8 protein-coding genes are annotated in these 14,152 nt (G+C 32.0%); all 8 read right to left on the bottom strand.

Annotated features, from left to right (window positions below; genetic code table 11):
• Positions 1-212 precede the first annotated feature (212 nt).
• On the bottom strand, positions 213-1,487 hold the full coding sequence (locus F0000_RS15535; protein WP_149625646.1) for a glucose-1-phosphate adenylyltransferase: 1,275 nt from the start codon (positions 1,485-1,487) through the stop codon (positions 213-215).
• 2 nt (positions 1,488-1,489) lie between these two features.
• Positions 1,490-2,902: a glycogen synthase gene (locus tag F0000_RS15530; RefSeq protein WP_149625645.1), complete on the bottom strand. Its 1,413-nt coding sequence runs from the start codon at positions 2,900-2,902 to the stop codon at positions 1,490-1,492.
• A gap of 278 nt (positions 2,903-3,180) precedes the next feature.
• Positions 3,181-4,494 carry a phenylacetate--CoA ligase family protein gene (locus tag F0000_RS15525; protein ID WP_149625644.1) on the bottom strand — a complete coding sequence of 438 codons (1,314 nt, stop codon included), beginning with the start codon at positions 4,492-4,494 and terminating at the stop codon, positions 3,181-3,183.
• Positions 4,495-4,872: 378 nt separating this feature from the next.
• Positions 4,873-5,874: an SBBP repeat-containing protein gene (locus tag F0000_RS15520; protein ID WP_149625643.1), complete on the bottom strand. Its 1,002-nt coding sequence runs from the start codon at positions 5,872-5,874 to the stop codon at positions 4,873-4,875.
• A gap of 95 nt (positions 5,875-5,969) precedes the next feature.
• Positions 5,970-7,637: a C45 family peptidase gene (locus tag F0000_RS15515; RefSeq protein WP_149625642.1), complete on the bottom strand. Its 1,668-nt coding sequence runs from the start codon at positions 7,635-7,637 to the stop codon at positions 5,970-5,972.
• Positions 7,637-9,178: an NAD(P)/FAD-dependent oxidoreductase gene (locus tag F0000_RS15510; protein WP_149625641.1), complete on the bottom strand. Its 1,542-nt coding sequence runs from the start codon at positions 9,176-9,178 to the stop codon at positions 7,637-7,639. The genes F0000_RS15515 and F0000_RS15510 overlap by 1 nt, the downstream gene beginning before the upstream one ends.
• The gene (locus F0000_RS15505; RefSeq protein ID WP_149625640.1) at positions 9,179-12,859 is read right to left on the bottom strand and encodes an MMPL family transporter; all 3,681 of its coding nucleotides are present in this window, start codon (positions 12,857-12,859) and stop codon (positions 9,179-9,181) included.
• Complete coding sequence (locus tag F0000_RS15500) at positions 12,852-14,060, bottom strand: DUF2062 domain-containing protein (RefSeq protein ID WP_149625639.1); 1,209 nt, start codon at positions 14,058-14,060, stop codon at positions 12,852-12,854. Before F0000_RS15500 ends, F0000_RS15505 begins: the two co-directional genes overlap by 8 nt.
• Positions 14,061-14,152 lie beyond the last annotated feature (92 nt).

Genomic DNA, 14,152 nt, shown 5'->3' with positions numbered 1-14,152 from the left:
CTAGTTTAGCGGTTAATAATTTTGATACTTCTACTTGGTAAAAGTACCAAACATTGTTGTGAAAATTAGTAATTTGTGTACATCATACCGCAGATATCAATTTGTTTACTATAAACGGCAATTATCAATGTGTACTTTTTTTGATCATTAGAATTCACTATAAACTACAAAAAAATATTCTCTTTTACAGTGAATTCTAATGAGGTAATGTATTACTCAATTTTAAAACCATTCGGGATAATTGCTCCTTTCTTGATAACGATTATTCCATCTTTGATAACATATTCTTCTTCATTTCTATCTTCAAGATGTTCACCACCTGCAATAATCACATCATTTCCTATTCTACAATTCTTATCGATAATAGTATTACTAATCTCACATCGCTCTCCAACACCTATAAAAGGTCTGCTTTCACTTGCATCAATATTTAACTCATCAATATCTTGATATCTGTTACTACCAATCATATATGTATTTTTAATACTGGTATCTTTTCCGATTCTGGATCGAATACCGATAACTGATTCTTTGATCTCTTTTGCCTGAATTAAGCATCCTTCTGCAATCATTGACTTATCCAGGCAGGTACCAGAAATTTTGGTTGGAGGAAGTATTCTGGGTCTTGTCAGAATCCTTTTAGAATTATCAAATAAATCAAACTTAGGAATATCATTTGCTAATTCTATATTTGCTTCAAAAAAAGAAGATATATTCCCAATATCCGTCCAATATCCTTCATATTGATAGGCAAGCACTTTTTTATTATCGATAGACTCTGGAATAATTTCTTTTCCAAAATCTATTCTACTGGGATCTGATAAAATGTCAACTAGTAGTTGTCTGTTAAAAATATAGATCCCCATAGACGCTAAATAATGCCTGTTCTCATTTCTCATTTCTTCGCTAACTTCAGACTCCCAACCAGGAAGTTTATCCAGACTCGGTTTTTCTGTAAATGAAGAAATAAAGCTGTCTTCATTTGTTTTAAGAATCCCAAACTGCGTTGCATCTTTAGGGTTTACTGGTAAAGTAGCTATAGATATGTCTGCTTCTTTTTCTATATGCGCATCAATCATTTTATTAAAATCCATTTGATATAATTGATCGCCCGATAAGATCAATGCATAATCAAAATCATGATTGAGAAAATGATGCATGGATTGCCTCACAGCATCTGCAGTACCCTGAAACCATGTTTTATTATCTGGTGTTTGTTCAGCCGCAAGTACATCTACAAAAGCGTCACTAAAAGAACTAAATATATAGGTGTTCTTAATATGACTATTTAAGGAAGCAGAATTAAATTGTGTAAGTACAAACATTCTTTTAATATCAGAATGTATGCAATTAGTAATAGGGATATCTACTAATCTATACTTTCCTGCAATAGAAACCGCAGGTTTAGATCTACTTTCTGTTAATGGAGATAATCGTGTTCCTTGTCCTCCACCAAGGATAATAGCCAGGACTTTTTTGTTGATCATATTTATTGTTTTAAGGATTTATATAATTTGATATATTGTTTGGCTGAGTTATTCCAAGAATTATCAATCTTTACGATACGTTTTTGTAGTTCACTATAACTTTCCTGATCTTTATACAATTCAATTCCCCTATTAATTGAATAACATATATCGTGCACATCAGCATGTTTATGACAAATTCCAAAACCTCCATCTCCGATATCAACTACAGTATCTTTTAGCCCTCCTATACTGCGAACTATCGGGATTAATCCATATCGCAGTGCATACATCTGATTAAGACCACAAGGTTCTACTCTCGATGGCATCAATAAAAAATCTGCTCCGGCATATATTATATGTGATAATTTTTCATCATACCCTATATACGTATTATAGTTACCAGAGAAAAGTTCTTTGAGCTCTTGTAATCGTCTCTCTACTTCTTTATTTCCTGATCCCAAAATAAGAATTGAAATGTCATCAGTATTCACCAGTGTTTGATATATGGCATCTGGAAGTATATCTGCTCCTTTTTCATATACTAATCTTCCTATAAAGGCAAATAAAGGCTTTTCCGGGTTTAGGTTAAACTCTTTACATAACCATTCTTTATTAGGTTTTCTTTCGGAAACTAGATTGTCATCTGTATAATTTTCGATAATCATAGGATCTGTTTCAGGATTCCAGGTATCATGATCAATCCCATTAAGAATACCGGTACACTTTTTATTTTCGTGAGATAACAAACCTTCTAATCCATTTGCTTTTTCCTGAAGTTCAACCATATAACTTGGAGAAACTGTAGTAACACTCCAAGCACATTTTATCGCTGCTGCTAGCGGGTTAATAGATTCATACCAATCTAATAATCCTACATTATTAAAATTAAATGGTGGTATATATCGTAATCTATCATAAGAAAACTCCCCTTGATATTGAGCATTATGGATGGTTAAAATAGTAGGGATTTCACATATACTTTGATATTTTTCTACTTGCGAAACAAAAAATGGAATTAAGCCTGTATGATGATCGTGGCAATGTATAATATCTGGTTTTGTTTCTGAGCTCACTATCCAGTCCATTACTGCAAGCTGAAAAGATATAAATCTTTCTGTATCATCAGGATATTCATATATACCAGGTCTAAAAAGTAATTTATTGATATCGACAAAAAAAACCTGAAACCCAAATACATTTGACTTCTCTTTTTTTATCGAAAAATCAAATGTATTTGTTCCCAGATTTAAAGATCCGGAATATATAGTTTCGCACTCTAATTGATTAATTTTTTCGGTATCATAAAACGGAATTATAACATAGGTTTCACATCCTAAACCATTTAGGTATTTAGGTAGAGAACCAACTACATCTCCTAAACCTCCAACTTTTGCTAAGGGATAACATTCGAAACTTGTGTGAAGTATTCTCATTAATTTTATATAGAAATTTAGTGGTTAATATTAAAAAACTGTTAATAATTTCTAACAGCACTTAAAACTAAAAAAAACCTTAAAACAATTCCCGATATAAATTCTAAAAAAACAAAACATTAATGATAATTTAATAATTTTTTAGTGTTATTACTTTGTTTTTCGCAATTAAGAAAAGTTAATAAAATCCTACACTGTTATTTTAACTGTTTTTAAAAGATATTAAGACGTTTTTCACATTAAAAAGAAACGTTTTATACAAATTACAACAATTCATATTATTTTAAAATCTTACTATTCATAATATTACCTCTGGAATCTATAAATGAGATAGGTTTACGACTCATTTCAGGAAACTTTTTTGCTTTTAGCGCTGCTTTGGTATTCAATATTAAGTCGGGTACCACACGTAGATTTGCTCTCAAATGCTCTTTTAATTCCTTTTGTTGTAAGCTACTTAATTCATCAGAAACATGAATCAATAACCTATCTGTTCCTAGTTCTCCAATCACAACTTCTATCACATAGATATCAAGATCCTCAAAACTTGTTAACACTTCGATCACACTTTGTGGATATAGCGTTGTTCCTTTATATTTGATCATATGTTTTTTTCGCCCCAATACTGGACTTAAACGCATCGTTGTTCTGCCACAACTACAGGTTTCTGTATGTGATTGCAACATATCTCCCGTGGTATAGCGTAACAAGGGCATGGCTTCTATACCTAATGTAGTAATGGTTAATTCTCCTATTTGTCCTTCATTAACAGTATTCCCATCCTCATCAAGTATCTCTGCAATAATAAGTTCGGGTCTATGATGCCCTCCTTGATGTGCTTTGCATTCGGTAAATGCTGTACTCATTTCTGTAGATGCATAGGTTGAGTATAAGTTAATATCCCATTTTTCTTTAATCTTTTTTCCCAATGTGTTTAGATTGAATTCCTGATCTCTTAAGGGTTCGCCAATGCAAATAGCAGCTTTGATAGAAGAATTTTTGTAGTCAATTCCATGAGTTTCGGCATATGAAATCAATTTTAGTAAAAAGGAGGGTACTACTACTAAATATGTAGACTGAAAACGTTTTATAGAATCCCACTGCAATTCGGGTATTCCCGATCCAGCTCTCACTATGGCTGCGCCTAATTTTCTTGCCCCCAGAAAATAAGCCAAGCCAGCCATAAAACGTCTGTCCAGTGTAGTGGTCAGTTGCACAACATCATTTTTTGTAACTCCTGCTGTTTCAAAGGAAACAGATTCATTGTACGCTAAACGCTCTAAATCCTTTTCTGTAAGTGCAAAAGTAACAGGCTTTCCCAAAGTTCCTGAAGTGGTGACATAGTCTACAATCTCTGATTTAGGAACACATAGAAAATCATCATTATATTCTTGTAAATCGTCTTTGGTGGTAATAGGTAACTGAGATAGATCATGAACCGTTTTGATATTTTTAATATCAATAGCATGATCTGAAAATAACCGTTTATAATAGTTAGAATTTTCAGTTATATATATCAGTAAATCACGAAGTTTTTTATTTTGAAGACTTGATATTTCTTCTTTTGTAATGAATTCTATAGTATTAATCATATATTCATATGTAGTCCAATGATAGCAATAGTTTTTTCTATAAGTTATCTTTCTCTAAATTAAATCTAAATCACTTCTCTATAAACCTGTTGATAATCTATTAGTTATAGGTGCTTATTCCCCTAGATGCATACAAATATACACATTTAGACAAAATCTTATCTAGAGAAATGATATTCGGATTAAAATATTAATACTTTATTTAGATAATGCATAAGAGCAGATTTTTTGAAAATTATCTTCAAAAAATCTGCTCTTAAAATTTTGTATACATTAATTAGAATTGTTCTTAAAAATCTAATCCTCTTGTGATTTTAATAAGTCAAAATACTTTTCAAGAAACCGTATCTCTATATGATATCCAGAGCTCAGAACAAGTTACTTTATTTGTAAAATACTAAATGTCTCCTGTGTCAAATCTCCATTTAATACTTTACCCAAATATGCATTAAGAACATACACTTCTCCATTGCTTGCTAATGCTGCTGTTGTAGGGAATTTCTCGGCATCAATAGCAAATGATGAATCTAATGTAGCTGAAACCCATCCGTCATCAGAAGATAGTAATTGTGTCCCAGGATTTTGACCCAAAGAGTTTTCTACTAGAATAATATCTCCATCAGCTGTTAATTCTAATCCGTCACCACCAATAAATATAGGAGCATCAATCTTCTCATAAGCAGAAGGATCAGCAATCGGAATTCTGAATAAAGCTCCATCATCTGTTTTGCACACTACTAAGTTTCCATCTATATAAACTATTCCATTAAGACCAAACCCCATTGGCGCTGGTGTAAAGTCGATACCTCCATCAACGAATATAGACGTTTCAAAAGAATTCCCATCTACTTTATAGATCACAGGTGCAAAAGAGTCTGTAACGTATATATTACCATCGGGATCTATGGCAATATCATTTGCAAAAACTGCCGTATCCGAAGGCAATACTTCTGTTAAATCAATTGCTCTGATACGTTCTCCTGTTTCTAAATTATATATTCCCAAATATGCTACAGTACCATTAGCTGTACTATTTGTAGAAAAGCCCAAATCTCCAGAAGCCACCAATAAATGATTACGAATTTCATCCGTAAAAACACCTGTAACGCTCGCTAAATTTTCATCTGTTATAAAAGTAGTATACGCACCAGTTTCTGTTTCTATATATCCTACTTCACTTTTGGTAATTGACCCTACTACGAACTGATTATTTATAGTATTAAAATCTATTCCTTCTGGATATAATCCTATTTCCGAAATAGTAATAACTTCTGGAATTGTAGGAGTTGGAGTTACTGAATCATCATCATCTTTACAACTTTGTAAAATTCCTAATAATAGGAAGAATACCAAAATGTGTCTGGTTATAAGAGTTTTCATAAGTTTTTGTGTAATGTTTGATTAGTATGAGTCGGAATATTCAATAAAACTTACAAAAACATGATTGAGGATATCTAACTAAAAAGCACTTCTAATTAAATTTTATTTTTACATTTTCTGATATATTTTTTTAACTTTTCTATATCAGGTATTGTAGTTACTTCTCGTTTTTTTGCTTGTTTAAAAAAAACTAGTGCTTTTCTAAAATCTTTCTGCGTATAATAATATTTCCCGAGTATAAAATAGGTTGCCCAGTAGTTGGGATTCAGGTTTTGAAATTGGAGTAACTCTTGTTCTGAAACTTTTTGCTTTTTTTCTGTGTAGCTTTGTATTTTTCTGTTTAAAATTCTGAAATTCTCATAATTATCATATGTTTTTGTATGTATGAAGGGATCTTCAGAGATATTTAATATTTCTGAAGCGAGTATGACTTCCTGGTTGTGGGTTGACATCTTATTAAAAACTTCTTTTAAATCATAAGCGACAAACGCCCCCATTTGATATGGATTTGTTGATACCCAAACCAGTCGTTCTTCTGGTTTAAAAACAATTCCGTGATGTGCTAACATCTGATTTAGTGCTTTTTCATTACCATAACCAATTAATTTATCGTCAATACCATCTCTATTTCTTAGGATGGCAACAGCCTTCTCGGGTGTCAATTTATCATGCGCAGAAAGCAATTCTGTCATTCGCTGATATCTATATAATGAATGACTTTCCACTATGGCTTTTTGATTGCGCTTATCCTTTGAATATGAATCACTCTGGAAATGATTTGCGCAAACCAGCTGACTAGTGTTTGCTATCTCGTAGACTCCAAAATTATCAGGTGACACTTCAATTAATACTGCTTTTTTATCTATGGCACTACCAATCATAATAGATTCTGAAACAAATACTTCTCGCTTTTTGGCTATGGCAACAGCCTCTTCTATAGTCGATGCATACTGCAAGATTTCACGGGTAAGGATTGAAATTGGTGTTTTGGCAATTAGTGGGATTTTGGATTTTCCTGCGTTGATAGTAACTGTTAATCCTTCTATATTCATACCTGACAATGCTCCCATCATACCGGCCCACCCATAAGTCATAAACTTATGGCCTTTTGATGGATTCATAAAGGTGATAAGCTTTTCTTTGGAGAATTCATCCCCTGCATAAAAGTCAAAATTTCGTCCAATCAATAACTGTCCATCTGCTGTTTTTTCTCCCCAAGTGGCAAATGAAGTACATCCTACGAGCATCAAATCCTGCAAGGCATGACCTATATCATGAGCACCGTGGGCGTATAGCATGCGCACATATGGTTCTGCAAAATCATTATAGTCATTGGATGCATACCTGGAAACACCATAAATTTCTTTTTTATATTCTTCGGGGACATTAAGATGTAATTTGCGATTGTACCAAGCTATAATTTTACTTAAAAATTTGAGATATCGCTCTGAAGATATTAATTCAGTAATCTTACCTATAAAAGCATCTTCCTGAATTTTTATTAATTCTCTAGCTAAACTACCCGCCGCAATACCTCTTTCCAAAGGCGCTCCCTCAATATAGAGTTCCCATAATCCTTGTTTATTCTTGCGCAGCATATTATCATTCAGGGTGTAATATGTATCTGTATGTTTTATTCTAGTCGTATCAATATTTTTTATCCCGGAAATATTAGGCCGTGCGGCTAATGATTTCTTAACTCCGCAAGAAGAAATTAACAGCAACAGTGATAAAAGAAATATATGTCTCAAAATATTTCTCATTAGGATTCTAATTGTTCTTTTTTATCAAGGTGGCTTTTTATTTTCTGTAACAGGTATTCTTTTCCGATCAATTCCCCACAGGTTACTACTGCACTGATTGTCACGCCTAATACGCCGTGCATATTAAGTCCTTGACCAGTGAACAGCAGATTCGGAATTTTAGTTCTAGGGGATAAAAATGATTTCATTGGATTTTCTGCATCCTTGACAAAGCCATACATTGATCCTTCGTGACAACCTATATAATCTCTATAAGACAAAGGTGTGGATGTATGAACAGATTTAATACAAGAGCGTATCTCAGGAAATTTTTTCTCTATTTCTTTAATATATGATTCAATTTTTCGTTCTTTAAAAGCTTCATACCCCTCTCCTCTATCATTTTTAATCGCTACTGTATTGAAGGTATCAGCCCAAGGTTGAGTTTCTTCGAATCTCATATAGGCAATCGAAGTAAGATTTTCGGCATATCCAGGGTTTTTAAGGTCTTCATTAAAAGAAATTAAATAAGCTTCTGGCCAGTTTTTTTCTTCATAGTGCTGCGTTGTCCATACTTTTTCTATGGTATTGGTATGATAGTAATTTTTGTTTACGTAAGGAAATGTACCCGGTTTAAAAACAATGTAAAGGCTAAAAGAAGAGATTATACTTTCTGTATCTTGTATTCTTTTATAGTATATATTCCTAAATCGTTCTTTACCAATAATATTTAGTGTTAGTTTTGGATCTATATTAGAAATAAAATTGTCTGCAAAAAATGTGTCACCTTTTGTTGTAGACACCGAAACAAGTGTATTTTCATTAAAATTAAAAGTATTGACCTGCTGATATTTAAAAATTTCCCCTCCTAATTGTCTATATTTCCTTACTAATAGTTTAGCGATCTGGCTTCCTCCCTGTATACATCTCCATGCACTTTCTATATATGAATTAATAGATAATGCATGTACATAAAAAGGGGTTTTATCCGGATCTCCTGCATATAACAAGTTAGAACCAGCAAGTACTGCTCTTAGTTTAGGATCTTTTACTACACTATCAATAAAATCCTTTGCTTTGAGTGTTAATAAATCTTCACCATAATAGTGATCACCAGGTTCTAGATTATATAGCGGAAATTTATAACAGGTTTCTTTTACTTTATCTGTATATTGTTTAATTCCTTTTGTTTCTTCTGGAAAATACCTTGATAATTGCTTAATAAAATTATCATATCCCTGTGCGTGCGGGTATTCTATCTCATCATCATCAAAAGTAATCACATCATAAGAATTGACATCCATTCTTTTGATCCTGAGATCATCCATAATACCCAAATACTTAAAATACTGATATAAGTTTTGCCCTTTGTCTAATCCACCAATATAATGAATACCAGTATCAAAAATACTCTTGTCTCTTACAAAAGTTTGAAGGTTTCCACCAAATTGGTTGTTCTTTTCCAGTACACATACTTTTTTCCCTTCTTTGGCAAGAATATTTGCAGAAACCAAGCCTCCTAACCCACTACCTATGATTATAACATCAAATTTATCTTGCATTTATGATATTCTATTCAAAATTGTTAATCCAAACTCTTGATCGGCTACTCTAAACATAGCTGTTATATTTGCAGAAAATCCATTTTCCTCAGAGAAAACTATGATACATTTTATATCCTCGGTTATCAATGTTTCTAAAAGTTGCGGTTGTATTGGTGTAGTTGTATCTAACAAAAGTACATTAAATTTTTCCGAAGTCAAATCCTCAATGGAGACAAAATCAATTTTATTACGGATCGAACTATAACAATTACTAGCAAGTAACACTTCCTCTTTTCCTTGTAAAATACCCTTCAATTTGGCGTAAGGTTTTTTAAAACTCAGATAGATCAAAAATTGTCCGTAGGTATCGCCATAGTACAGTACCCTACTTTTTTTGTGTATATGGGTAGCTGCCTTGTAGTATTTATTTTTATGTATGGTAAAATCTTTTTTGATTTCGGTAAAACAACTTTTATATCGATAGTTATTTAATAAAGCCTTTTTGTAATAATCAACATTTTCTACTTCTTCCTGAATCAAACTGTACTGCTCTTTAAAATACGAGCTTATTTTTTTAGTTCTTTGAACATATTCAGTTCCATAAATATCATTAACAGCTATAATTCTGGGAAGTATCTTTACATGGATTGTACCATCGTGAATAATAAAATCTCCTTTTGGAGAAACATGAGCATTTCCGTGAATTATTACAGGTAGTATATCCAGGTTTAATTCCTGAGCTAAATAGAAAGCTCCTTTATGAAACCTACTCATCTTTGCCGTATTGGTTCTTGAACCTTCAGGAAAGGCTATTAATGAATATCCTTGAGCTACTTTTTCTTTTAAATGCATTACACCACCTTCGATACCAGAAGAAACGGGATAGAAACCAGCCAATTTTGCCGCTTTGCCAAATACAGGGTTGTTATAGACCCAATCTTTAACCAGATATATTAATTTAGGATGTAACATTCCTATGGACAGGATATCTAAAAAAGAAGCATGATTAGCAACAATGATACATTGTTTTTTAAAGTCTTCATTTTCAGTATTAACAATCCGCTTTTTTACATACGGATTAGAATATAGAACAGATCCCATTAAACCAGATATAACAGTATGAAAAATCTTCATTTTCTTTTCTTTACGAGCTGGAAACCAAGGAATAATTAAGCTACTCAAAACAGAAATGATAAACCCTCCTATACTAAAATATCCAAAACTAAAAATAGACCATAATGTCTGTCGTATTCTTAATGGCGAAAAGCCTTTTTCTGATCTAGCACTGATAAGCGTTCTAAATAACATTGGCTGAATCGTAAATGAGACCAATACAGCTGATAAAATCCCAATTAGAGAGACTATAGAAATAGAACGTAAAGCCGGATGTTTTGCAAAAACTAAAACCCCTACGCCTAATATTGTAGTAATTACGGAGAGTATAATAGAGGTTTTATAAGTAGGTAATTCCTTTATTTTATAGGTATGTTCTTTTATAAGTCCATTGGTAATAAATATACTGTAATCTACCCCTAGACCAAAAATGAATGTAGAGATGATCACATTAAAAATATTAAAATCAATCGCCAGTATTTTCATAACTCCCAGCGTAATCACCCATGTAATTGCGATTGGTAAGGCTGTTAATAACGTGAGCATTGCATCACGATAGAAGATTAATAACAATACTACTACAGCAATTAAGGAATATCCTATCAATGAATTAAAATCATTCTTCAGGTTGCCTAATAATGTTTCATTAAGTTGTTTTCTATCAATAATAACGGTATTAGCCGTATTACTTACTGATGCACTAATTATGTCGGCTCCTTCATGGAGTGTCTTTATGGCAGAAACAACAGTTGCAAAATTGTCTTTGTCTGTAATAAATTCATCGAGATATAATTCTTTAATCTCTTTATATACAGCAAAATCAATGGGAATAACCTGAGTATCTAATGTAGTATAAAATCTTGAAAAAGTTTCTGGTTTAAAACCTATAATACTTCCTTCTCTTTTTAAAAATGTCTGAATAGAATCCTTACGATTAGTTGTCCAGAAATCATTCCATAATTTTATTTTTTCTTGCTGTACTTCTTGAGATAAAACGACGCCTCCTATAGAGCTATAGTTAATGATTTGTTGATTTTTTTTCTTCTGTTCCAGAATTTCATACAGTTTATTATTAGCATTTAGAGCTTCATTAACAGATGCACCGTACGAAACTAAATAAATAGTTTTTGCTTTGTTATTATTTATTCTATCCAAGTCATTTTCTGCTTCTATCAGCGCTATAGGTTGATAATTCATGGTATTTAAATCTGTGCTAAATCCAACTTTATGAAACAGAAATAATGCAATTATAAATACAATGGTAATACCTGAGATCAGGAGTTTACTTTTGTGAAAATCGATTTGAGAAGCTCTATCTATATATGTTTTTCTTTTTATGACATTTTTTTCAGAGAAATGATACACCTGAGGTATAAATATTAACGCAAATATGGATGCTCCAACGACGCTGATTGCTGCAAAAATACCAAGATCATTTAATGCCTCGGATTTTACAAAAACCAGGCATAAAAAAGCTATAGCAGTCGTTAGGCTGCTCATCAATATAGGCATTGCAACATCTTTATATAATTCTGTAACATTATTGTTATTTCTAAAATGCGTGAGAATGTGCAAAGAATAATCAAGAGTAATCCCAAGTAAAACAGATCCAATTCCGAGAGAGATTGCAGAAATCTCACCTTTTAGAAGATACAAAAATGCAATGGCAACAATCCCTCCGAATATAGTGGGAGTAAAAATGATCAAAGGAATTGTTAGTTTTCTATAAAAGAAAATTAAAATGAGTAACAATATACTCATCGCAATGCTCACTGTAAGTTGTATGTCTTTTTTAATTTGTTTGGCATTCGCTACAGCATATAATGTTGCTCCAAACAAACTAGCTTCAGCTTGTCCTTTATACTTTGTATTTAGAGAAGCTGTAATTCTTTTTAGCTTTTCTACAAAAACGGTATTTTTTGCAGTTTCATTTGTAGCCAACGTTGGGGTCAAAAATAATAATAGATTTTTTCTGTCTTTTGTAATCAGAAAACTATTGTACAGGTCATAGTTGTCTCCTAGCTGAAGTTGTGCCAGTTTTTGTAAACCTATAGGTGTAAGACTCAATGGATCATTTACTATATATTTTTTAGTGACTAAACCGGCTGGAGATATAAGGGTTTTATAGTTATTCTCTAAAATTTTTCTAATCGAATCTGTATTGATTTTCTGAGCTATTTTTTCATAATCATCAGTTGTCATAAAAAACGGAAGATGATCGTATACAAAATCATATAACTGCATTATATTATCATCTGCAACTTTCCCCTGTATTTTTTGCACAAATTCAGAAAGATGTGTCTCTACAGAATCAATATAAGTTTCTGCATACGCTGTAAGAGTATCAGGATCCTCTCCTTGATTACTAATATTAATAACAATTTTATCAGAGAAAGAAACTGTTTTTAATACCTTTTGTGTAATTTCTGAAGACTCACTATTAGGAATCAATCTGGTAATATCTTCTTCAAAACCAATACGGCTCGCAAGAAAAGCAAACAAGCCTATAATTGCTATGATTAACAACCATGAAAACTGCTTATTTTGTCGTATATACTGATATATTAAAAGAAAGAAATTATGCATCTACGGCATTATTTTTAGATTGTCGAGTACTAAAATACAAATACGCAATGACTCCTGATATCAAAGCTACTACTATTGCCAGTGTTATACTGCCAATAATATATTGCCCAAAACTTTTAAAAACATCGGCACTAGATTTTATATTCTCGATATTAAGAGATACATCTATTTCTTTTCCCATAAGAATTGCTCCTATTTGATAACTGATATAAATAATAAAAGGAATTAATGGAGGAATGCTGATATTAGAAAACAAGAATGCAATCGTTCTGTTTAATTTAAGAATTGTTGCCAATGATAAGACCAAAATAGTCTGAAAACCCCATAATGGAGCAATTCCTATGAAAAGCCCCAACATAATTGCCAGCGTTTTTTTTAATGGAGATTCATTAATTTTTAATACATTTTCTTTCCAATATTTTTTTAACCCTTTTTTTTTTACTCTTGCAATCAATCGTTTAGGAAGGTAGAATAAAAGTGTCAATGTAACTAACCAGGTATTTAAAATACTGATTCTTGTAAAATCCTGAAATGGTCTAAAATGAGAAACTCGCTCTGTTTCATCATACAATACCTGAATCGGTATATTACGAACTTCTATTCCCTGCCATGCCAGTTTTACAATAACTTCAATTTCTAATTCAAACTTGGTAGTGAATAATCTTAATTTATTGACTTCTTTTACGGGATACATTCTAAAACCAGATTGTGTATCCTCAAGTTTAATTCCTGTTTCTATATAATACCAAAAATTCGAAAATTTATTTCCAAAACTGCTTTTCCCAGGAACCGAAGGATCATCCATATTCCTGGATCCAATGAGTAAAAGAGGTTGGTCTGTATCTTGTTGTTTTAATTCATTAAGAAATACAGGGAGGTCTTCAGGGAAATGCTGTCCATCACTATCAATAGTAATCATATAATCATATCCTAATTGATTCGCACGCTTAAACCCTTCTCTTAGTGCCACTCCTTTTCCTTTATTTTTTGGAAAAGTAATTACCTCTAATCGATTTTGATATTTTGATAAGATTGTTTCTGTAGCATCGGTAGCACCATCATTAACAATAATAATTCTATCTGTATAGTCCAGAACTCCTGTAATAACGGCATCTAGTGTTTTCTGATTATTGAATGTAGGTATAAAAACACAACAGTTACGTGTTTCAAAAAGATTATTGTGTAATATGTGTTTAGTCACAGTTTTTTTTTTCCAAAGCAAAAATAAGACAATCTTGCTATCTTATTAAATTTTAACTTTTATTGTATGATATTACCTTATAGATTGAGAAG

Source organism: Aquimarina sp. RZ0 (genome assembly GCF_008370685.1).
In the GTDB taxonomy this organism is placed as follows: Bacteria; Bacteroidota; Bacteroidia; order Flavobacteriales; family Flavobacteriaceae; genus Aquimarina.
Note: the sequence above shows the minus strand (reverse complement) of the source record. Positions and strands in the feature narration are given on the sequence as shown.

What these genes read in the sequence shown, in the direction of transcription:
- F0000_RS15535 (WP_149625646.1), bottom strand. Translation starts at nt 1,487, where the DNA reads ATGATCAACAAAAAAGTCCTGGCTATTATCCTTGGTGGAGGACAAGGA.
- F0000_RS15530 (WP_149625645.1), bottom strand. Translation starts at nt 2,902, where the DNA reads ATGAGAATACTTCACACAAGTTTCGAATGTTATCCCTTAGCAAAAGTT.
- F0000_RS15525 (WP_149625644.1), bottom strand. Translation starts at nt 4,494, where the DNA reads ATGATTAATACTATAGAATTCATTACAAAAGAAGAAATATCAAGTCTT.
- F0000_RS15520 (WP_149625643.1), bottom strand. Translation starts at nt 5,874, where the DNA reads ATGAAAACTCTTATAACCAGACACATTTTGGTATTCTTCCTATTATTA.
- F0000_RS15515 (WP_149625642.1), bottom strand. Translation starts at nt 7,637, where the DNA reads ATGAGAAATATTTTGAGACATATATTTCTTTTATCACTGTTGCTGTTA.
- F0000_RS15510 (WP_149625641.1), bottom strand. Translation starts at nt 9,178, where the DNA reads ATGCAAGATAAATTTGATGTTATAATCATAGGTAGTGGGTTAGGAGGC.
- F0000_RS15505 (WP_149625640.1), bottom strand. Translation starts at nt 12,859, where the DNA reads ATGCATAATTTCTTTCTTTTAATATATCAGTATATACGACAAAATAAG.